The organism is Micrococcoides hystricis, from assembly GCF_042434215.1.
Classification (GTDB): Bacteria; Actinomycetota; Actinomycetes; order Actinomycetales; family Micrococcaceae; genus Micrococcoides; species Micrococcoides hystricis.
This window is the reverse complement of sequence record NZ_JBHLUB010000032.1, coordinates 38,761-58,872: the sequence shown is the minus strand read 5'-3', so window position 1 is coordinate 58,872 and position 20,112 is coordinate 38,761. Positions and strand designations below refer to the sequence as shown.

Sequence of the window (20,112 nt, the reverse complement as noted above, 5' to 3'; positions counted from 1 at the left end):
TGTCTCCTGCTTCTTTTCATGAGGTCAACCCGCAAAATCAGCACAATCCTGGAGCCGAAAGGGCGGGAACACCATTAAGTGTGACTCGCATTACTCAGTGCGTCCACAACTAAATAGAGCATTGACTCTGATGAAAAATCACATAATCAACCAACTTCGTTTGCACGACTCAAAGGCCACAGCTCATCGGCTAGGCGGAGGACCGCATCCCGGGCAGCCGAGCCTGGCTTCTTGGACCAAGCCAAGCCGTGTTTCATATTTACGGGTTCGCCATCCAAGTGTTTAAATACAGCCCCAGGTGGCACCATGGCCGCCAGGCCTTCGGCCATATGCGCAACGCCCACCCCAGCCGCAACCAGCATGAGGATCATGTAAGGATCAGTGATTTCCTGCGCCACTTTGGGATAGAAGCCAGCTGCGGAGCAAGCCTGCATGGTGACTTCGTTAAGATTTGATCCGGATCCCAGTGGTGGCGTGATGAATTGGTCTTGGGCAAAGTCTTCCAACCTAACGTGCTCCGCCTGCGCCAACGGGTGGTCGAGCGGTACGACCATACCCATAGGTTCGAGCATGAGCTGGCGTGCGTGCACGCGTCTTTCATCAACCGGCAGACCGACGAACGCGATGTCCAGCTGCCCTGAGTCCAACTGGTGTAGGGCTTCCTGAGTCATAATCCGGCCCACTAAGTGGAGCTTCAGTGCCGGATAGCGCTGTTTCACGGCCCGCGTTAGAGGCGGCAGGGACGAGTGGTTCAAGACTCCCGAGAAACCGATCGAGAGGCTACCGTAGATGTCGCCTTCAGAGGCTCGGACCGCTCTTCGCGCAATGTCGGCCTGCTCGAGCACCTCCCTAGCGTGCGGCAGCAGCGCGTGGCCTGCAGCTGTGAGCTCTACGCTGCGGGTACTGCGGTGGAAAAGCTCTGCCCCTAGGGTTCGCTCAAGTTTTCGAATGGTCTGGCTCAGGGGCGATTGCGCGACGCGGAGCCGTGCGGCTGCGTTGCCGAAGTGAAGCTCTTCTGCAACGACGACGAACGCTTCCAACCAGCGCAGTTCCATCAGCCTCTCCGGAGCCTATCGAGCGCGTGATGGGCGCTGGTCCAGCCAAAGGTCAGGCCGGCACCCACTTGCCCACCGGCCCCCGGATACTCTGACGCCATAACGGAAGCAGCATCATTTCCTGCCGCATAGAGTCCCTGGATGACGTCACCATCTTCATTGAGTGCGGAGCCATTCTCGTTGGTCGTAATACCTAGGGAGGTCCCCAGCGGAGTTGGATACACCGCGATGGCATAGAAGGGTGGCTTCTCGATGTAACCCAAATTGGGGTTGGGATCATGATCCGGGTCTCCGGCTACTCTGCCGAAGAGCAATTCCCCCTTGTGGAAGTCTTCGTCAACGCCCGATGCCGCGAAACGGTTACAACGTTCCACCGTTTCTTGGAGTCCGGCTGGGTCGACACCGATCTTGCCAGCCAACTCGGCGATAGTCGCTCCCTCGTGCAAGTAACCGTCATCAATGTAGCGCTTCAGCAATCGGCGTGGCAGGTGTGGCATCGTGACCATGCCTAGGCCATATTTAGCCAAGGTCCGTGAGTCAACGATCAGCCATGCCGGGATCGAACCATCACGTTGCCCTTTGTACATGGCGCGGACGAACCGGTGGTAGGAGACTGATTCGTCCACGAATCGTTGGCCCTTGGCATTCACCGCAATGACCCCTGGCTTCGCCCGATCCCAGATATGGGGAAAGACGGCAGTGGATCCATCCTTGCGGCGCCCAATCGAGCTCGGGAACCAGAATCCGTTCTCTCCATTGTCCCGGCCAAGAGCAGCTCCAACCGATGAGGCCAATTTGAGGGAGTCCCCGGTTGAGCCTTCCGAGGCACGAGAGTATTGCGGTGCCGGTGAAGGCATATATTTGCTCCGCAGGTCAGGGTTCTGGGCGAACCCACCTGCTGCCATGATGACGCCAGCTCTGACTTTCACGCGGAGCTCGTGGCCACCGTACGCCACAACGGCCCCTATGATTTGGCCTTTCCCCTCAGTGACGAGCTCTTGGATGCGAGCGCTAAACCAAAATCGAGCTCCACGGCGTTTAGCTTGGTAGAAGAGGTTGGCCACCAGACCGTTGCCCATTACCAACCGAGTGCCCCGTGGGTGGTGGAGCCGGTCTTTGGCCCACTTGCTGCCCAGCTTGAAGGCCAGCCCGGCAGCACGGGCGCGCTCCTTAGCACTGCCGGAGAACAGCTGTAAAAGCTGAGCCACTTCCGGGCGCCGTACCATCAAGGTGCCATTCATCAAAGAGAACTCGGGCACCGGTGGTCGGACCCTGCGCAAGTCCGAGTCGGACAACAACCTGCCATCGAAAGCAGCTGGCTCAAGGGCACGGCCTGTTTGCCCTGTCTCCGGCAGCTCGGAATGATAATCCACTACGGCAGGTGAGGCGAGAAACTTGACGCCTAAGGAATCAAACTCAGCCAACATCTTCGGGCCGTTCCGCAGATATGCCATCCGTAGCTCTCGCGGCGCTTTATCCCCGACGACTCTATCCAAGTACCGGGCTGCACGTTCTTCGTCATCTGTGATCCCGGACGCCCGCTGATAGGGATTGTTCGGTATCCAACTAGTTCCAGCAGAAAAGGCGGTGGTACCACCAAAGTATTCGGTCTTCTCGAGGGTTAACACGCGTGCACCGGCGGCAGCACCGGTAAGGGTCGCGGCAAGTCCGGCCGCCCCAGTGCCGACCACCAGAAGATCGACTTCCTCGTCCCACTCATCTTTGTGGCTGTTCGTCATGGTCGTATCCAATTCCTTGTCGTGCGTGTACCGGCGAAACATGGTTGTGGGGTTCCCTCTGCAGGAGTCATAGTTCCACCGATACTGTCGTGTGCGATAGGTCGGCGAGCACCTGCCCAGCCACGGAATAGGCTCGAGTCATTGCAGAAGCCAGCGTGGCACCGCCACCGGGATATGCGTCTTTGAAAACAGTTTCACTGCAATTCCCCGCGGCGTAGACCCCTGCGATTGGCTGACCGTCATGTTGCAGCAGCCGTCCGTTTCGATCGACTTTGAGTCCGCCCGCGGTTCCCAACACCCCAGCATGGATGCGCAAGGCATAGAAGGGTCCCCTCTTCAGTTCGCCAAGACAGGGGTTAGGTTGCTGCTGGGGATCGCCTAAGTGCCGGTCTTGGGGCCTGTCACCGCGACCGAAGTCAACGTCTACGCCTTCGCGTGCGAAACGGTTAAACCGCTCGATGGTTTCCAAGAAGGCAGCCTTCGGAACATCGATGAGCTCTGCTAATTCGGCAAGCGAGTTCGCCTTAATTGTTCCCTGAGGCGCTTGCCCTGCGGGTTTCCCGCAAACCGAATAACGAGACAAGTACTCGTCATCAAAGATGAGCCAGGCAGGGAGGTTCTGCAGCTGCTGGTCATGTGGGTCGATCGAGGCAAAAACCTTGTTGAGATCGTGGTAGTTCATCGCTTCGTTCACGAAGCGCTTACCCCTCCGGTTGACCATCACGGATCCCGGCAAAGTTAGCTCCACGTTCCCCATTCTTCCTACTTGTCGCCCATCGTAGGTGTGCTCCGATAGAGAAATCACCGGAACTCCCCACACGGCAGACGTCCACGCTAGGCCCGCTCCCAGCTTGAGGCCAATACGAAGCCCGTCACCTTCATTTGATGGAGCACTAATAGGCTGAATCGGGTACTTCAGCAGACTCTGACGAAGCTGCTCATCCCATTCGAAACCACCGGTCGAAAGCAGCACCTGGCGACTCTGCAGGGAGATCCGATCGGTCTGCACTTGCCACATACTTGGGCCTACGGATTCGATGCCCAAAACTGGCGTTTCTGTAAAGAACTCGACTCCGGTTTCGTGCGCGGTAAGAACTAAAGCGCCAATCAGGGAACCTCCCATGGTTCGGATCCCCTCCTCAGCACGTGCGTCAAGGAGTTCAGGATCTGGTGCGGCCCCATGTAGCGCGTCTCGCTCGCTCATGGTGATCAGCGGAAAATAGGTTGGCTGGCGCAGGACGTTCGTCAAACCTTTGAGCCGACCAGTGTCAAAGGGCTGCGGATCTAATCCCCGGCCGCGAGCTGCTCCCGTCATATGCATGTGGTAATCGGGCCGCCCCAGTGGCAGATAATCGACATGGGTGTCTTCATCGAGGAAACGTACTAGCTGCGCTACCACATCGACAAATGCTCCGGCATCCTCGTGCGAGACTTGACCATTTGTCGTAGCGGAGATGTAACTGACAGCGTTATCTCTGGTGTCTTCGTAGCCGTGCGCCTTCATCAGGTGATTTGTGGGGGCCCAGACAACCCCACCACCTGCGGCGGAGGTACCCCCAAGTTTGGCTGCCTTTTCCAGCACGGCAACGGAGTATCCGGCCTGGGCCACTCGTACTGCGGCGACCAGTCCAGCAGCACCTGAGCCGACCACCACAAAATCGTATTGCTCTTGGGGATTCCCCGTAGTCAGGAACATGTCTACCCCTGTTCCTGAGTCTCGAGCGCAATAACAATCTTGCCGACGAACACATCTGGGTCTGCCATGGTCTGGAAAGCCTTCTGCAGCTCAGCCAACGTGAAGCGGTGAGTGATGAGTTTAGACACTTTACTCTGATTCCGATCGATCAGTCCGAGAGCATCTCCTTGCAGTAGCAATGAATTGCGCGAGCCAAGCAGGTCAAGTTCCTTGACCGGCAAGGTTCTCTGTGAAATCTGCACTGGGCGGTCAGAGATGCCGACCAGCACAACTCGGCCCGCACAAGCAACGAGGTCAATGGCCGTCTCGACGCAGGCGGGGACTCCCGTGGCCTCGATCACGACTGTCGGCCCGGCTTGGCCGACATGGGCTAGCAGGAGTTCTCGTTGTTCAGCAGTTGGAAACTCACCGGAGGATTGAAATGTGAGATCTGCGCCGAACTCTGTTGCGAGCGCGAGTCGATCGGGATCTAAATCAACAACCACGACGTTGGCGCCAAGTTCTTTCAGATACAACACGGCTAACAAGCCGATCGGACCGGCGCCGAAGAGGAGCACCCACTCTCCACTCTCAACCCGTGCTCGATTGACAGCTTGCATCGAGATCGACACCGGCTCACTCAGTGCAGCGAGTTCGGTGGGTAGGTTATCGGGGATGGCGTACAGTTTGCTGGCCGGCACGGAGATGTACTCAGCCAAGGCTCCATCTTGATAGCAGCCTAGGACGCTCATGTCCTGACAGGCATTGACTCGCCCTACCCGACAGGCAGGACATGTTCCGCAGAAGACCATCGGTGAGACGACGACACGCTGCCCCATCGTCCATTCGAAGGCTACATCAGTACCACGTTCAACAATTGTGCCGGCAATCTCGTGCCCTTGGATCAGTGGCAGCTCGGAAGCATAATCATCTTCCCAGATATGCAGATCTGTTCCGCAGAGGGAAACATATTCCACGCGAACAAGGACGTGACCATCCGGTACGGCCGGTCGTTCTCGTGTCACCAGTTCGGTGGTGCATTTTTGGGTTGTTACTGCTGCCAGCATTACTCTACGTCCGCTCCCGGAAGAAAACCGAAAAAGACGTTCCACTGGTTGATGCTGCGCTCGGCCACAATATTTTCCCGGGCGAAGGGGTCTTGATCCATGATGCCCTTAGCAGCGTCCACATCCTCTGCCTTGATGAGCAACAGTGCTCCGGTGTTCGGCACCGACCACGGTCCCGAGACCAATAGGGTGCCAGTGGCATGCAACTCGGAGAGAAAATCGACATGCTCTGGACGGAACTTTTCGATCTTCTCGATGTCATTTCCATAGGTGTACTGAACAGCGAATACCGGCATTGGGCCTGCTCCTTATGTAGCTTTTACTCTGAATACTTCAATGGTTAAACACCTAGGGCACTGAATGAATAAGTTTCCCATTCAGTGGGATTAGCCGACGGAGACGGGACAGCCGCGGCCAGGCCAAGACTTCGTGCGCCAGAAACCAACACTGGCAACTGGGTGCGCAAGTCCACTTCTTGCCGTGGTGCCACGAACGTCATGGCACCCAGCAACTCTCGCTTCTTGCCAAATACGGGGACCGAGGTTCCCGTTGAATCGGGGACCAAGACTCCGCTGAGATGGCAATACCCTTCGGATTTGATCTTGGCGAGTAGCGCTCGCAGTTGGGGGCGGTCCATGCCAATCTTGGCCAACTGTTCCACTGTGATCTCACGTAGCCCTCGCTCCCAAATACGCGGCTCAGAGAAAGCCATCAGCACCATCCCGGTAGCCGTTAAGACAGCAGGGAGTCGACCTGCAACCTCGGTCAAGTCTTGTGTATTCTCTCGAGCTCCAACACGCTCGAGATACACGACGGCGCCTTCGTCCTGGTCCAGCGTCGCTAAGGAAACGTTGAAGCCGAGCGTTTCGTGGATTCCTTGTAAAAACGGCCTCGCTAATCGGCCGAAGTGTTCGAATCCATTTGCGCGCACACCGTATTCCCAGAGTTTCAGGCCAACGGAATACCTTCCGTCCTCGATGCGTCGCAAAAAACCTTCGTGACAGAGCTCGTGCAGCATCCGGTAAGTCGTCGAACGGCTGATCCCCGTACGTTTGGAGATCTCCAGCGCCGATTGCACGGGGCTAGAGTGGTCAAAGGTGTCGAGGATCTTAGAGATCCGCTGTAGGACGCTTTCGCCAGAGGTTGAGTTGGCCATGGCTACGGCTTCGGAACGTAACCGATCTTTTCACCGGCTTTTTTCCGCTTGCTGACGAGCCCCCGGATAGCAGGGCTGAGTAGCGCCAGCGCAGAAATGACTAGGAGCACGAGAGAAATCGGAGAGGTCCACAAGCTTTCTAGTCCTCCACCGATCAAGGTGCGACGCAAGTTCGCCTCCGCCAGCGGTCCCAGGATGAGACCGAGCACTGCCGGTCCGGCCGGAAAGCCGAAACGAACCATAAACAGACCGACGAGCCCAAAGATCATCATCATGATCACATCAAACACAGAGTTATTGATGGAGTAGGTGCCGACCATGCAGAACACCAAGATGATCGTCCACAAGTATGGTTTTGGTAGCTCCAAGAGCTTAACCATGCCCTTCATACGCACGAGCGAAATGGCTAGCGAGAAGACGGTGGCAACCAGCATGATGGTGGCGAGGGTAAACACCAGATCTGGCTTGCTGGAGAACAACGCGGGCCCTGGCTGGATACCCCAGATCATCATGGATCCAATGATCACAGCCATCACGGAGTCACCCGGCACACCTAAAGACATGGTCGTAGTTACCGACCCGCCCAATGTCGCGGTTGAAGCCGTATCACCGGCCGTTAGGCCTTCCACAGATCCCTTACCGAACTCTTCTGGTTTCTTGGAGATCCGGCGGGCCGAGTCCCACGCGATGATGCCGGCGATGTCACCGCCTACGGCGGGTACCATACCGACGACCGAACCTGATCCCGCACCGAGGGCCATCGGTTTGAAGATTCGGCGCATCAGCGCTCGACTTGGCAGCCACTTACCCATCTGGCTGATAGGTTTCTCCTCGACATCCGCCTTCCGGTGGGTGACCATCTGGTTAAGCACTTCGGCCACACCGAACAGACCGATGATGACCGGAATGAATGGGATTCCGCCGTTGAGTTCAGGAACGTCAAAAACGAAGCGTTGTCCGCCAGTGATGGGATCACGTCCGACTGTGGCTAGGGCCAGCCCGAACAGACCGGCGATGAGACCCTTAATAATGCGTCCAGAAGAGACGCCGATCATCATGGTCAGGCCGAAGACCACTAGGGCGAACAGTTCAGGTGGCCCGAATTGCATCGCGAACTGAGACAACGGGATACCTGCAACGGACAACAAGATGATGCCGAAGATCATGCCGAAGGCAGAGGCGAAGGCGGACGTCGTCATCGCCAAACCGGCCTCTCCCTTCCTAGCCATGGGGTAGCCGTCGAAGGTAGTCGAGATTGAGGCCGGGGTACCTGGCGTATTGAGCAGAATTGCCGGAACGCGGTCACCAAACTGAGCTGCTACATAAATGGTTAGTAGCACCGCGAGTCCTTGGACCGGCTCCAACGTCAATGTGAAGCCTGAAGCCAGCGCAACAGCCATTGTTGCTGTAACACCAGGGAATGCACCTACCAGCATGCCGATTAGCATGCCAAGAAAAATGTAGACCAGTGTCTCAAAATTCAGAACTGCAAGCGCACCATCCGCTACAACGTTCCCGGTGACTAGGACGCTCTGGAAGTCAGTAAACAAGAATTCACTCATAGCGGGACTTTCAACAAAACGATGAACAGCAGGTGGAGGATGAACCCGATGATGATGGGAAATGCTACGAGAGCTTTCCAACCTCGTCGGTCAAAAAGAAGCGATAAGAGAAAGACCGCAACAATGGTGATCAGCCAGAACTGTAGGACACGCCAGAGCAATAGATAGCCAATGAGCACGGCCCCCGCACCAACGATTCGAGTGACGCCCCACGCACTAATCCGGTCCGGAATGTCCGATGGGCGCACGGCACGCACAACGTTGGTCACAACGAGGATTGCACCCAGCCCGATCATGCCCATCCCTAGCATCATGGGCCAAAATCGCGCGCCAATCTCCCCACTGCCAGATTGGATGTTCTGGGCTTGAATAAGGATGAAAACACCGAGGACAACAGAGACCAGCACTGGCGCCAATTCGCGCATTCGGTAGCCGGCCAGGCCACCCGCCATGGGCGCAGTTTGCTCCGCGGCCCTGCCGTCTCCGGTGTTTCCACCCCCTTGAGAGGGAGCTGTCATAGAATGTGTTTCTTCTTCAGACATTTCAGCTCTCAGTTTTGTTGCGACCGAGGAATGGTCTTACTTTTTCTTTGCTAGGTCGATCCACTCGCCGTGGACTTTAGCCTGTTCGTTGATGAAGTCAGTGAATTCAGCAGACTTTCGGCTCACGGGCACTAGGTTCGATCCCTCGATAACGTCCTTGTACTCCGGATCCTGAACAGCCTTGTCGATCGCGTCCGAAAGCTTCTGCACCACGGCCTCATCCATGTCCTTAGGACCCATGATCCCGGTGAAGGAGGCATTCTGCAGGTCCACGCCCAGCTCCTTCATGGTCGGCACATCAGGAAGAGTTTCGAGGCGCTCCTCTGAAAGCACTGCCAGATAGCGCATCTTACCGCCATCTACATTTGCCTTTTGTGATCCGGCGGCATCAATGGAGAAGTCCACATCGCCGGCGGCAGCGGCCTGAATGGATGGCGCGGAGCCGTCAAAAGGTACATTCTTGAGTTTGATGCCCGCGATGTCTTGGAAACCCTGAGCGGGGTTATCCCACACCGAACCCACGCCTGGGCTGGAATAGGTAATACTGCCAGGCTTTTCCTTGGCTGCATCAATCAGATCTTGCAGCGATTCGAATGGACTATCAGACTTGACTGCAATAGCGCCCGGTCCTTCAAGTAGCTCACCCAAGAAAGTGTAGTTCGCTGGATCAACGTCATAGTCCATGTACTGCAACGTTGCGACTTCCATACCCAAGACTGACAAGTTATAACCGTCTGGTTTCTGGTCAGTGAGCCAGTTGTAAGCAATGGAGCCGTTGGCCCCAGGCATATTTTCGACCACCACGTTGACACCGAGCTCCTTTTCAAGCAGCGGCGCTACCGTGCGGGCTGAAAGATCGCCGGAGCCACCGGCTTGCCAAGGCACGATGAGGCGGATGTCCTTTTCTGGGTATTCACCATCGCCGGAGGTGTTACCGCCTGTATCCGCGCAACCGGTCAGCAACGCGGCGCTGGAGATCACGGCAATCCCCGCAAATAGAGCTTTTTTCTTCATTGAAAACATAATTCGTCTCGTCCCTCTCGTGGGAGGTTCCGCGCCCACTGCACGGCGCCCCTCTTCCCAAGACTTCTGGTTGAAGTAGTGCTATAAAACTCTCACAATTGGCAAAATGCGCATAGAGTTTTGCCAAAATTTGCCATAGTTTAGAGATTTGGATCACACTACACTCGTTCTTGTCTGAGCGCCATCACAACAGGCGTCAGAGCCATCAAGGAAAGGCGGAGCATGTCGGTGGCAAAATTTGGCAATGCTAAGCTCACCCAGCAAAAGACAGTAACCCTCCAAGACATTGCCAATGTTGCCGGAGTAGCGGTCTCCACGGTTTCACGAGCTTTCACGACGCCCGATCGAGTGAACTTTCAAACAATGCTGCGCATTCATCAAGTTGCCGACGAACTTGGCTATCGGCGACGTCCGGCGCCAGAGGTAGGCGGATCGTCGCTACACCGCACCATTGATTTGATGGTTCAAGATATCGGCAACCCGTTCTTTACTGACCTGATGAAGGGCGCCGTCCAAGCCGCTCGCGAAGCCGATTACATGGTGCTGCTCGGAGATGCTGAAGAATCAGCGGCTGTGGAGTTAGACCACATCCACCGGATCTTACCTTCGGTGGACGGTCTGATCGCTTCCGCACGTTGGTTGACGGACAGTGACTTGGCAGAGATTTCCCGGCGTAAACCGCTAGTCCTTTTCAATCGTGAGGTCCCCGGAATCTCCTCCGTCTGTGCTGAAACCCCGGAAGCAAACAGGCTACTCATTCAACATCTGGTTTCCCTTGGTCACCGACGAATCGTCTATGTCTCCGGTCCACGCGTGAGCTGGACCAACCAGCAGCGCTGGGCCTCCGTCCAAGAGGTGACCCGCGAGCACGGGATCGAACCGATTCAGATTGGTCCTTTCCGTCCTCTGCTCAGCCAAGGCGCCGCCGCCGTCGATATTGCCATGTCCCATGATCCGACAGCGATCATCGCATTCAATGATCAGCTTGCCATCGGCATGTTGCAGGCAATGTCATCAAAAGGCATCAGGGTGCCCGAAGATGTTTCGATCGTCAGCTACGACGACACCTTTGGCTCCAGCTTTAGCTCACCGCCGTTGACCTGCCTGCGAGCAGAGATTGAGTATGCCGGTCGAGAAGCTGTCCGGTTACTGTTGGCACAGATTCGTGGTAGCCAAGAGATCCACCAGCTCAGGATCCCATCCGGGCTAACAGTGCGGGCTTCAAGCAGTCACGCACGCACTAGTAGCGCCTCGAGCTAGCTCCAATTGTTGAAACGGTTACGTTCGAACTGCGCGGCCAGCCGTACCGGAGCATTTGGTGCACCATATCCTGCGTAGCCGCCCCGGCGTTCCACTACTTCGAAGAACATGTCACCAATGGTCGCGGTGTAGAAATGCAAAAACTCGCCGTCATCGTCACGGTCGTAGAGCAAGTTAAGCTCTTCGAGCTCGGCCAACACTTCGTCAGACAGGTCGAACCGGCTGGCCAAATCTTCGTAGTAATTGGCAGGTACTTTCAAGAACTGCATGCCTGCAGCGCGGGCCTGCTTTGCCAGCGTGACCACGTCGTGAGTACGGATTGCGATATGTTCTGGATACTGGGTGTGGGAGGCTCTCTCCTCTGCGGTGCCATGCGGAACGATATTCAACGCAACCCGCACGTTCTGATTGGATGAGACCAGCACCTGAGAACGGACCAAGCCCATCGGGCTTGGCACCTCCGTCGCGGGCAACGGTTGAAGGTTCAACGCACTGGTGTAGAACAAGACCGATTCGTCAAAAGCCTGCCACGGCTGCGCTAGGTTCAGGTGATCAATATCCTCGATTAGTGAGTTCGCCTTTGTGCCTTGGCCAAATTCTTTCTCCCAATTCTCCGAGTGTTCAGCAGAGCCAAGGAATACCTCGGACTTGTCTGGAGCAACAATGCCTGCAAGCTGTTCTTCGTCCGGCAACTGACGACGAGCGACCCTCGGCGCAAGCAGGGCTTCAGCGCGGGCGAGCGCCGTGGACGGTTGCTCAACGTGGATGCCAAAAGCAGCTACTTCGGTGCTGTGTTCCAGACGAGGCTTGGCGTTGATGATGATTCGTGCGTTGCCTGCTTTCCAAAGCTGAACGGGTTTACGTCGGTGTTGGCCGAAGAATTGGAAGCCGAGCTGCGCGAGGGTTTCTGCCACGGCCTCGGGCGAATCGGTCACGACCTCGGCGAAATCGAATCCATGAACCCTCTGCGCCGACGGCAATGTCTCCATTTGGAGCAGCGCCGTTTCGCCCTTCTCCGCCAAGAGCTGACGGGCTCCATCCTGCAGCCATATCAATGAGCGCAAGCCATCCACTGCTGTGCGACGCACGTTGGATTGGCGAAAGACATCATTGAAGATCTCCAGAGACACGATTCCGTCGTAGCCGGATAGGGCTAAGAAGCGCATGAAGTTCTGAAGCTGGAAGCCGCCTTCTCCTGGGAACACCCGATAGTGCCGGGACCAAGACAAAATATCCATAGACAGCACCGGCGCATCCGCCAGTTGGACGAAAAAGATCTTCTCCCCCGGAATATCTGCGATATCTGCAGGGTCGTCACCACGAGAAAGGATATGAAAGGAGTCTAAACACAATCCAACGTTGGGCAGGTCGACTTGCTTCACAATCTCCCACGAGTGCTGGTAGGTGTTGACATAGCGGCCCCACGCTAGAGCTTCGTAGGCGATCCTCACCTTGTATTTGGATGCCAATTCACCCAGTGCGCGCAACTGACGGACGAAAACCTCATCATCGTTGATGGTCGCGGTAGCCACGTTTGAACAAACCAGGATCGTGTCGATGCCGAGCCTATTCATGAGCCTGAACTTCGATTCGGCTCGGTGCAGGTTGGCCGTCAGCGCCGCCTCATCAACACCTTCGAAATCTCTGAAGGGCTGGTAAAGGTCGAGGGTAAGGTTCAGCCGCTGCGCTAGCGCCTTGATCTCTTCCGGCGACATCGGGGACACGATGAGATCTTGCTCGAAAATTTCCACCCCATCGAACCCGGCCGCGGAGCATGCATGTAGTTTCTCCTCAAGCGTGCCGGAGAGACAGACGGTGGCGATAGATGTCTTCATGATACACCTCAGTGAGTTCTTGAGCCTCAGCCTTGTCGGCTGCGATCAGCTATCAATATCTTTCACATCGATGGCCCATGCTGGTCAAGCAAATAAGCTCGGCAAAATACGGCAAAGAGGCCAGGTCTGTATTTACTCAGTGCCCGAATTCATCGGCATCGAGTCGAGGACCCTCACCTCGGTCGAGGTGATCGATGTCCATGAGTTCTTGAGTGCTGAGCTCAAAGTCGAAGATGGCCAGATTCTCGGCTTGGCGCTGCGGGTTGGCGGAGCGTGGAATCACGATTCGGTCCTGCTGCAGATGCCAACGCAGCACCACTTGGGCCGGGGTCTTGCAGTGTTGGTCGCCAATGTGCCACAGAGTCGGCTCGTCCAGTAGCTTGCTGCCTCTGCCGAGTGGCGAGTAGGCCGCCGTGGCGACCCCGTTGTCGTTGTTGCAGAACTGGATGTTCCATTGCGGCCCGTACGGGTTCACCGAGATCTGGTTAACCTGCGGACGTAATCCCTCCTCCATAACCTTTTTCAGGTGGTGGGGTTTGAAGTTGGAAACGCCCCAGTTCCTTAACTTGCCTTCTTGACGAAGGTCCTCAAGGCCCTGACATGCCTCCACGTAGCGGTCTTGGTCCGGGTTCGGCCAGTGAACGAGGTAGAGGTCGATCTCGTCTACCCCGAGGCGGCGCAGAGTCCCATCGAGCGCCTCTCTCACGTTCTCGCGGCCGTGCCACTTCTTCTGGAACTTAGTGGTCAGGAAGATCTCTTCGCGAGGAACTCCGCTGGAGCGGATGCCTTCGCCGACGGCTTCTTCATTTTCGTATGCCTCAGCCGTATCGATGTGCCGGTAGCCCAATTCGAGGACCCGTTGGACGGCCTCTTTGGCTTCTTCCCCTTGAAGCGGCCAGGTGCCGAATGCCAGTTGGGGGATCACGGTTCCGTTCTGAGTTTTCAGCTTCATGTGCTTCATCGCCTTGTTTTCCTGTCCCATCGGCCCTGCTCTGGAATTCAAACCTAGCAAGTTCTAGCCGTTTCAACAGACTGCTAGCGCCACTTGGTTAAAAATCTGGCACAGAGGCAAATGTTGGCGTCCTGCAACACCGGATACCTTTCTCCAACATATTTTTCTTCCATTGATCGGAAAGGTCGCGTGTGAGCTACCCCATACAGGGCGCATGCTGTAGCCGAGACAACTGACCACTTGAGGAAACGGATAAGACATGAAAACTTCCACTCTTAGGAAGACGAGCGACGGCATAGCCGCCGCTGCACTTCCCTCAGCCACGCTGCGCGGAGAGTTGGACGAGCACGGACTGCAACGTCCCGAATCGTGGTTCACTCGCAATCGCTCATGGTTCATCGTAGGGCTCATGGCCTTCTTCTTCGCCCTCAACTTCGCCGACAAAGCTACTGTCGGCTATGCGGGCAAGCAGATCATTGCTGATCTTGGGCTGACCAACGCTCAGTTCGGCACCGTCGGTTCCGCGTTCTTCTGGCTGTTTGCTGTGGGGTCGATTCTGGGCGGCCTGCTGTGCCGCTGGTTGAATTACAAGTGGCTGGTCGCGTTCATGATGGTCATGTGGATTGCGACGATGATCCCACTGACCGTCCCAACTTCCTTCGGTGTCTTGGTCGCTAGCCGCGCGGTGCTTGGCTTTGCCGAGGGGCCCACCACTGCGGTGCTGAACTTCATCGTCTCCCTACTCTTCCCGCCAGAGAAGCGTGCGCTGGCCAGCGGCATCGTTACCGCGGGATCTTCAGTCGGACCGCTAATTGCAGCACCCGTCTTCACGTGGATCATCCTCACCTTCGATTGGCACCGGATGTTCCAAGTCTTGGTTATCATCTCCGTGATCTGGTTGGTGCTGTGGCTCATCGTCACCGAACGCACCCCGATCAAGATTTCACCCAAGATCAAGGAAAACATGGCGGCTCTGGAACGGGCCGATGATAACGAGTTGCAGGTTAGCTTCTGGCAGCTGGTGAGCACCCGGACCTTCTGGGGGCTGGCGCTGCTGTGCTTCGCCGGGTACATCCTGACTTCGTTGAAGACAACTTGGTTGCCACTGTTTATGAACGTGGCGATGGGCTACCCACAGGAAACGGTCGGTCTACTTGTCACCCTGCCATTCCTTGGCAGCACACTGATGGCGATCTTCTCCGGCTGGCTCTCCGGCCGCCTGTTGCGGCGCGGCCACTCCGCACGCGTCGCCCGTGGCGTACTTGCTGGCAGCCTGCTGGCCGTCGGTGGCGTCGCCATGGCCGTCCTTCCAATGCTGCCCCCTGGCGTACTGCAGCTGAGCTTGTTGACCCTGGCGTTCTCGATGCCAATCGTGCCATTCGTAGTTGCGATGCAGGCTGGCACCGACGTCGCTCCTCGCAAACACCGGGCCTTGTTCCTCGGTTCCGTGGTTGCGCTGTACTCCCTGGCCGGGGTCTTCGCCCCAATTGGCCTCGGCGTGATGATTGATTCCGCTGCTTCCCCGGCCGCCGGATATATGAATGGCTTCCAGCTCGTTGGAATCTTCATCGTCGTGGCGGCAATCATTGCAGCTTTCCTCATCAACCCAGAGCACACCCGCGCTAAACTCCAAGCCAAAAGCACGAAGAAGGTATCCGCATGAGTGAAAACGTATTGTTACAGCGCTCGAGCAAGATCATTGACTCCGGCGAACATGACCCGCAAGTCGATCCGATCAATCCACTAACCAACGAGTTGCATGAATTAAACGAGCAGGTTGCCGTCATCACCTCGTTTGCCCGCGTGGTCGCGGTCAAGACTAATGCCGGCATCGTACTCTTTGATACCTCCACCGGTGTGGCAACCGAAAAAGTGCTCAGCGAGCTGCGCTCTTGGTCCCAGGACCCAATTCACACCGTGTTCTACACCCACGGTCACCTCGATCACGTGTCCGGTAGCGGCACTGTCCGCCAGCACGCTATCGACCGAGGCGAGCCTGCCCCACGGTTCGTTGGCCACCAGAACATTGCCCGGCGTTGGGCTCGTTATCGGCGTACTAACCAATTCAATTTGGACATTAATTCGCGCCAGAATAACCACTTGGCCAACCCGAATTTCACGATCGGACCTAACGCTGAGGCTCGTGCGCGGGGAGTAAACACCTTCGTCCCCGAGGATGTGGTCGAGCCGGATACCACCTTCACCGATGTCTTCACCGAGAACATTGGCGGACTCACTTTTTCGGTGCGGCACGTCCTAGCGGAGACCGATGATCACAGCTGGATTCATATTCCAGAGCTGAAAACAGTGATCGGGGCGGACTTGATCAGCTGGAACTTCCCCAACGCTGGCAACCCACAAAAGATCCAACGTTACCCCGCCGAGTGGGCTCAAGCCCTGCGCGACATCATTGCTGTTGAACCCGAGCTGTACGTGCCGATGCATGGTCTACCGATCACCGGCCACCAACGCATCACCACAGTACTTGGCGACACTGCCGAGGCGCTGGAAACGATCGTGGATCAGGTCGTCGACGCCATGAACCAGGGGCACTCTTTGCCCCGCATCGTCGAACAGCTCCGGCTCCCCACCGAACTGATGGCCAAGCCGTGGCTGCGTCCGCGCTACGATGACCCCGAGTTTATGATCCGGACGGTATGGCGCTCCTATGCCGGGTGGTGGGACGGTGAACCGGTCACGCTCAAGCCCGCCAGCCGAACCGACGTCGCCCGTGCCCTCGCCGAGATGGTTTCCAATGGTCTGACACTGAAAGCCGCCGCAGAAAAAGCTGTGGCAGATGGCCAGCTGGATGTGGCCACCGAATTGGCGACATATGCCGCCGCGGCGACCCCAGAGGATCCGGAGGTGCACCGCACTTTGGCAGAGGTCTACGCGACCCGCGCGGAATCCGAACCGTCCACCATGTGTAAGGGCGTGTTCGTTGATGCCGCGGAACGGGCCAGTGCCAAGGCAACCGAACTGGGCGGTTAGCTTCGGCTGACAAACGTAGAACCCTCTGAGGCGGATCTGCTTCCGCTTCAGAGGGTTCTTTTTCTTTAGCTTTCTTAGTCCCCCGATTCGAGAGAGCGGGATATACCTCGCGCCGCGATTTTCAGTACCGGCACCACGTTCCCAATGGGCGCCATTGCTTCTTGAGTGACGATACCCAACGCAGCAATGATGTGCCCGGAAGCTTGAGAGAAAACGGGCACCGCGATCGCGTAGTTATTCAGCCCGCTTTCCTGCTGAGTGGTGGCAAACCCTTGCGACCGAATACGGGCAATATGTTCGATCAGCTCAGCCTTGCTCCCGATCGTATGGGGCGTATGTTTGGGCAGCACTTCCGGCAAACCGGCTAATAGCTGCGGGGCGCCAAAAGCCAGCATCAATTTCCCCGCCGCACTCGAATGGAGGTCCATCCGGGCGCCGACCCGCCGAAACGGCTCACCGGTGTTCGTGCCAGAGATCCGCTCGACCAGCAGTACCTCCCCTTCATCAAAGATGAACAGGTTGACGACGTTGTGAGTCACGAACAACACGTCCTGCATATAAGGAGCGGCCACCTCCGCAACATCCTGCTGCGCTGAGGCCAGCAGCCCGATACGCCAGAGCTTCTGCCCAATTTGGTATCGGCTAGCCTTTTTCTCCAGCCCACCCCACGCCACTAGCTCGCCAACCAGCCGGTGTGTGGTGGCCAAGGGCAGCCCGGACCTTCGGGCGATGTTGCTCAGAGACTGCTCGCGATGCGCCGGATCAAAGGTTTCCAAGATCCGCAATGCCCGAGAAGTCACCGATGCCGCGGCGGTCGTGCCCGCAGCTGGCTTTTGACTCCGGGACGACTTCGCGTTGCCTTGGCGCAACGGGGCACGGTTAGCCATGATGTCTAGTTTCCACTCCTCCGAGCGGCCACCAGTCCCCCGTCTACGCGGATGTCTGTACCGTTGATCCAACGAGCCTTGTCACTGAGAAGAAAAACGATCACGTCGGCAATCTCATCGACCTCACCGAACTTCCCCAATAGTTTAGAAGCACCTTCGACCTTGTCACGGCCGTGATCGGCTTTAAAATCATCCAAGATCGGCGTCGATACCGGCCCTGGACTGACGCTATTAGCGCGAATCTTGCGTTCAATACCCGCGACCGCTTGCCACTCCGTGAGCATCCGTACGCATTGTTTAGAGAAGAGGTACGACTCTTCGTCTACGAGGCGAACAAGTTCCGGATCAGTGCTCAACTGCTGAACATCACTCACCTCTAAGGCACGGCGAATCATTGGCGCCCGTTCGATCCACCCCTCAGCCACTGAGGATGCAAGATTTACGATTGCCGCACCGGGGACAAGACGCCCCATCAACCCGTCAGTGAATGCCCGCAAACCATAAACGTTCACGGTCATCACCAGCTCCGCAGGTGCCGTCCCCGGCACTCCAGCGATGTTGGCGAGACCATGGATTGGTCCACCCGCCAACTCGATGATCTGCGCGAGCCCGGCGCTAATGGAGTCCGACTTCGAAAGATCAAGTTGTACAAAGTCAGATGACGCATCGGCCGGAACGTTACGGTCAACGCAAATCACCCGTGCGCCGGCCTCACTCAGCTGCACTGCGGTCTGCGCACCGATGCCGGAGGCTGCGCCGGTGACAACGTAAGTTTTGTCCATTCGTGCCTGCTCTGGGTAAGTCGTTTCCATGAAAGTGCCCTTTTCTGTATGAGAGTGCATACCTACCTCTATGCTTTCGGGAACCTTGGCACTGCCACAGAATTACTTCCGCTCATTGGAAAGGTTTGCGCTCTTTTGGGTACAGGTCTTCCAAGATGAAAGTACTCCACCTCACACCCTGTTGACCAGATATGAAGGGCGCGAAAGCAATGACAGACAAATACGATGTCTACGACCCGGCGACACTGGAGCTGGTCGCACAGGTTCCAGAAAATACAGCTGAAGATACCCATGCCGCAGCTCTTCGAGCCCAAGCGGCGCTGCCCAGCTGGCAACAGAACAGGACGGCCCGGCGACAGGCCTTGCTGGCAATCTCCAGTGCTATTGAAGACCAACTAGATCCTCTCGGCGAGCTGCTTTCCCGAGAACAAGGCAAGCCACTGCGTGAGGCTCGTCAAGAATTTTCTGTCGGCGCTAGCCTCTTCCGCTACTACGCAGGCCTCGAGTGGGACGAGCGCATCGGGCTACCGGATCGAGACGGACGTAGCGTCGAGGTTCTCAACCGCCCGGTTGGCGTCGTCGCTACCATCACCCCGTGGAACTTTCCGATCTCCCTGCTCTGCGTCAAGCTCGCCCCGGCTTTAATGGCCGGTTGCACGGTACTCACCAAGCCCTCGGCCACCACCCCGGCATCGACAATCGCTCTGGTCGAGGTGATGAACAAAGTGTTACCTGAGCACGTTTTACAGGTACTCACCGGCTCCAACCGAGAGGTAAATGTAGCGCTCGCATCCACACCGTTGGTCAATAAACTATCCTTTACCGGCTCGACCCAGGTGGGGGTGTCGTTGATGCAGCGCGCTGCAGAAAACGTCACGCGGGTCACGATGGAATTAGGCGGCAACGATGCCGCTTTGGTCCTACCCGATGCGGACCCAGAAGAGACCGCCCGACGCATCGTGGCCAGTGCTTTCCGCAACGCCGGTCAAGTGTGCATGGCCGTCAAGCGTGTCTATGTTCCCGATGCACTCCATGACACCTTCGTCGAGGCCGTCATGGCAGAAGTCAATGGCTTAGTTCTTGGCCACGGCATGGAAGCAGCAACGACCCTAGGTCCAATGCACAATGCCAACCAGCGGGATTATGTGCAGGGTTTAGTCTCAGCAGCTGCCCGGCAAGGAGCAACTGTTCTCACCGGTCAACAGCACTGTGAGCTACCCGGATACTTCCACCTCCCGACAGTGGTCACTAACGCCGAGCAACAGATGGACATCGTCCGGGAGGAACAATTCGGGACCGCACTGCCGGTTGTACGGTACCGGAACATAGCTGAGGCTCTTGACCTAGCCAATGATTCTCCGTTCGGTCTCGGCGCTTCAATCTGGACACCGGATATCGACCAAGCTCGCTCACTAGCTCAGCAGCTTCAGGTAGGAACGGTCTGGATCAACCAGCATACTGTTGTTGAACTCGATGCCCCGTTCGGTGGCTGGAAACAATCTGGCCTCGGGCGCGAACGTGGACGGTGGGGTTTGGACGCATATCTGGAACCGACCACAGTTAACTGGCGCGAACACAACTAAAAG

Annotated in this window: 17 protein-coding genes; 4 read left to right on the top strand and 13 right to left on the bottom strand. The window is 56.9% G+C overall.

Annotation, left to right across the window (positions count from 1 at the left end):
- Nucleotides 1–146: 146 nt before the first annotated feature.
- The 9 genes from ACFFFR_RS10560 to ACFFFR_RS10520 form a co-directional block, all read right to left on the bottom strand.
- A complete protein-coding gene (locus tag ACFFFR_RS10560) occupies nucleotides 147–1,055 on the bottom strand; it encodes a LysR family transcriptional regulator (protein WP_377460271.1) in 909 nt (302 codons plus the stop codon).
- Nucleotides 1,055–2,794: an FAD-dependent oxidoreductase gene (locus ACFFFR_RS10555; protein WP_377460270.1), complete on the bottom strand. Its 1,740-nt coding sequence runs from the start codon at nucleotides 2,792–2,794 to the stop codon at nucleotides 1,055–1,057. The genes ACFFFR_RS10560 and ACFFFR_RS10555 overlap by 1 nt, the downstream gene beginning before the upstream one ends.
- 67 nt (nucleotides 2,795–2,861) lie before the next feature.
- Nucleotides 2,862–4,490, bottom strand: coding sequence for an FAD-dependent oxidoreductase (locus tag ACFFFR_RS10550; RefSeq protein ID WP_377460268.1), 1,629 nt, complete (start codon nucleotides 4,488–4,490; stop codon nucleotides 2,862–2,864).
- Nucleotides 4,491–4,492: 2 nt separating this feature from the next.
- Nucleotides 4,493–5,536 carry an alcohol dehydrogenase catalytic domain-containing protein gene (locus ACFFFR_RS10545; RefSeq protein ID WP_377460266.1) on the bottom strand — a complete coding sequence of 348 codons (1,044 nt, stop codon included), beginning with the start codon at nucleotides 5,534–5,536 and terminating at the stop codon, nucleotides 4,493–4,495.
- Nucleotides 5,536–5,832 carry a YciI family protein gene (locus ACFFFR_RS10540; protein WP_377460264.1) on the bottom strand — a complete coding sequence of 99 codons (297 nt, stop codon included), beginning with the start codon at nucleotides 5,830–5,832 and terminating at the stop codon, nucleotides 5,536–5,538. The genes ACFFFR_RS10545 and ACFFFR_RS10540 overlap by 1 nt, the downstream gene beginning before the upstream one ends.
- A gap of 44 nt (nucleotides 5,833–5,876) precedes the next feature.
- Entirely contained in the window at nucleotides 5,877–6,692 is an 816-nt protein-coding gene (locus ACFFFR_RS10535; protein ID WP_377460262.1) for an IclR family transcriptional regulator, read from the bottom strand.
- A gap of 2 nt (nucleotides 6,693–6,694) precedes the next feature.
- A complete protein-coding gene (locus ACFFFR_RS10530; RefSeq protein ID WP_377460261.1) occupies nucleotides 6,695–8,254 on the bottom strand; it encodes a tripartite tricarboxylate transporter permease in 1,560 nt (519 codons plus the stop codon).
- Nucleotides 8,251–8,772, bottom strand: coding sequence for a tripartite tricarboxylate transporter TctB family protein (locus tag ACFFFR_RS10525; protein ID WP_377460259.1), 522 nt, complete (start codon nucleotides 8,770–8,772; stop codon nucleotides 8,251–8,253). The genes ACFFFR_RS10530 and ACFFFR_RS10525 overlap by 4 nt, the downstream gene beginning before the upstream one ends.
- A gap of 60 nt (nucleotides 8,773–8,832) precedes the next feature.
- Nucleotides 8,833–9,810, bottom strand: coding sequence for a tripartite tricarboxylate transporter substrate binding protein (locus ACFFFR_RS10520; protein WP_377460257.1), 978 nt, complete (start codon nucleotides 9,808–9,810; stop codon nucleotides 8,833–8,835).
- Nucleotides 9,811–10,041: 231 nt separating this feature from the next.
- On the opposite strand from ACFFFR_RS10520, the gene ACFFFR_RS10515 reads away from it, so the two are divergent.
- A complete protein-coding gene (locus tag ACFFFR_RS10515) occupies nucleotides 10,042–11,079 on the top strand; it encodes a LacI family DNA-binding transcriptional regulator (RefSeq protein ID WP_377460256.1) in 1,038 nt (345 codons plus the stop codon).
- Here the strand turns inward: ACFFFR_RS10515 and ACFFFR_RS10510 are convergent.
- Both ACFFFR_RS10510 and ACFFFR_RS10505 read right to left on the bottom strand, forming a co-directional pair.
- Nucleotides 11,076–12,914 carry a sugar phosphate isomerase/epimerase and 4-hydroxyphenylpyruvate domain-containing protein gene (locus tag ACFFFR_RS10510; RefSeq protein ID WP_377460254.1) on the bottom strand — a complete coding sequence of 613 codons (1,839 nt, stop codon included), beginning with the start codon at nucleotides 12,912–12,914 and terminating at the stop codon, nucleotides 11,076–11,078. The genes ACFFFR_RS10515 and ACFFFR_RS10510 overlap by 4 nt on opposite strands.
- A 136-nt stretch (nucleotides 12,915–13,050) precedes the next feature.
- On the bottom strand, nucleotides 13,051–13,866 hold the full coding sequence (locus ACFFFR_RS10505; RefSeq protein WP_377460252.1) for an aldo/keto reductase: 816 nt from the start codon (nucleotides 13,864–13,866) through the stop codon (nucleotides 13,051–13,053).
- Nucleotides 13,867–14,125: 259 nt separating this feature from the next.
- On the opposite strand from ACFFFR_RS10505, the gene ACFFFR_RS10500 reads away from it, so the two are divergent.
- Together ACFFFR_RS10500 and ACFFFR_RS10495 are read left to right on the top strand one after the other, a co-directional pair.
- Complete coding sequence (locus tag ACFFFR_RS10500) at nucleotides 14,126–15,529, top strand: MFS transporter (protein ID WP_377460250.1); 1,404 nt, start codon at nucleotides 14,126–14,128, stop codon at nucleotides 15,527–15,529.
- The gene (locus ACFFFR_RS10495; protein WP_377460249.1) at nucleotides 15,526–16,857 is read left to right on the top strand and encodes an alkyl sulfatase dimerization domain-containing protein; all 1,332 of its coding nucleotides are present in this window, start codon (nucleotides 15,526–15,528) and stop codon (nucleotides 16,855–16,857) included. Before ACFFFR_RS10500 ends, ACFFFR_RS10495 begins: the two co-directional genes overlap by 4 nt.
- Before the next feature lie 74 nt (nucleotides 16,858–16,931).
- Here the strand turns inward: ACFFFR_RS10495 and ACFFFR_RS10490 are convergent, their stop codons facing one another.
- Both ACFFFR_RS10490 and ACFFFR_RS10485 read right to left on the bottom strand, forming a co-directional pair.
- Complete coding sequence (locus tag ACFFFR_RS10490; RefSeq protein ID WP_377460247.1) at nucleotides 16,932–17,744, bottom strand: IclR family transcriptional regulator; 813 nt, start codon at nucleotides 17,742–17,744, stop codon at nucleotides 16,932–16,934.
- Between the two features lie 5 nt (nucleotides 17,745–17,749).
- The gene (locus tag ACFFFR_RS10485) at nucleotides 17,750–18,526 is read right to left on the bottom strand and encodes a coniferyl-alcohol dehydrogenase (protein WP_377460245.1); all 777 of its coding nucleotides are present in this window, start codon (nucleotides 18,524–18,526) and stop codon (nucleotides 17,750–17,752) included.
- Nucleotides 18,527–18,735: 209 nt separating this feature from the next.
- Here ACFFFR_RS10485 and ACFFFR_RS10480 point away from each other — a divergent pair, with 209 nt between their 5' ends.
- Nucleotides 18,736–20,109, top strand: a complete 1,374-nt coding sequence (locus ACFFFR_RS10480) for an aldehyde dehydrogenase family protein (RefSeq protein WP_377460243.1) — start codon at nucleotides 18,736–18,738, stop codon at nucleotides 20,107–20,109.
- The last annotated feature ends 3 nt before the right edge of the window (nucleotides 20,110–20,112 follow it).

Excerpts from the sequence above, each read along its gene's own strand:
- ACFFFR_RS10560 (WP_377460271.1), bottom strand. The coding sequence starts at position 1,055 with ATGGAACTGCGCTGGTTGGAAGCGTTCGTCGTCGTTGCAGAAGAGCTT.
- ACFFFR_RS10555 (WP_377460270.1), bottom strand. The coding sequence starts at position 2,794 with ATGACGAACAGCCACAAAGATGAGTGGGACGAGGAAGTCGATCTTCTG.
- ACFFFR_RS10550 (WP_377460268.1), bottom strand. The coding sequence starts at position 4,490 with ATGTTCCTGACTACGGGGAATCCCCAAGAGCAATACGATTTTGTGGTG.
- ACFFFR_RS10545 (WP_377460266.1), bottom strand. The coding sequence starts at position 5,536 with ATGCTGGCAGCAGTAACAACCCAAAAATGCACCACCGAACTGGTGACA.
- ACFFFR_RS10540 (WP_377460264.1), bottom strand. The coding sequence starts at position 5,832 with ATGCCGGTATTCGCTGTTCAGTACACCTATGGAAATGACATCGAGAAG.
- ACFFFR_RS10535 (WP_377460262.1), bottom strand. The coding sequence starts at position 6,692 with ATGGCCAACTCAACCTCTGGCGAAAGCGTCCTACAGCGGATCTCTAAG.
- ACFFFR_RS10530 (WP_377460261.1), bottom strand. The coding sequence starts at position 8,254 with ATGAGTGAATTCTTGTTTACTGACTTCCAGAGCGTCCTAGTCACCGGG.
- ACFFFR_RS10525 (WP_377460259.1), bottom strand. The coding sequence starts at position 8,772 with ATGACAGCTCCCTCTCAAGGGGGTGGAAACACCGGAGACGGCAGGGCC.
- ACFFFR_RS10520 (WP_377460257.1), bottom strand. The coding sequence starts at position 9,810 with ATGAAGAAAAAAGCTCTATTTGCGGGGATTGCCGTGATCTCCAGCGCC.
- ACFFFR_RS10515 (WP_377460256.1), top strand. The coding sequence starts at position 10,042 with ATGTCGGTGGCAAAATTTGGCAATGCTAAGCTCACCCAGCAAAAGACA.
- ACFFFR_RS10510 (WP_377460254.1), bottom strand. The coding sequence starts at position 12,914 with ATGAAGACATCTATCGCCACCGTCTGTCTCTCCGGCACGCTTGAGGAG.
- ACFFFR_RS10505 (WP_377460252.1), bottom strand. The coding sequence starts at position 13,866 with ATGAAGCTGAAAACTCAGAACGGAACCGTGATCCCCCAACTGGCATTC.
- ACFFFR_RS10500 (WP_377460250.1), top strand. The coding sequence starts at position 14,126 with ATGAAAACTTCCACTCTTAGGAAGACGAGCGACGGCATAGCCGCCGCT.
- ACFFFR_RS10495 (WP_377460249.1), top strand. The coding sequence starts at position 15,526 with ATGAGTGAAAACGTATTGTTACAGCGCTCGAGCAAGATCATTGACTCC.
- ACFFFR_RS10490 (WP_377460247.1), bottom strand. The coding sequence starts at position 17,744 with ATGGCTAACCGTGCCCCGTTGCGCCAAGGCAACGCGAAGTCGTCCCGG.
- ACFFFR_RS10485 (WP_377460245.1), bottom strand. The coding sequence starts at position 18,526 with ATGGACAAAACTTACGTTGTCACCGGCGCAGCCTCCGGCATCGGTGCG.
- ACFFFR_RS10480 (WP_377460243.1), top strand. The coding sequence starts at position 18,736 with ATGACAGACAAATACGATGTCTACGACCCGGCGACACTGGAGCTGGTC.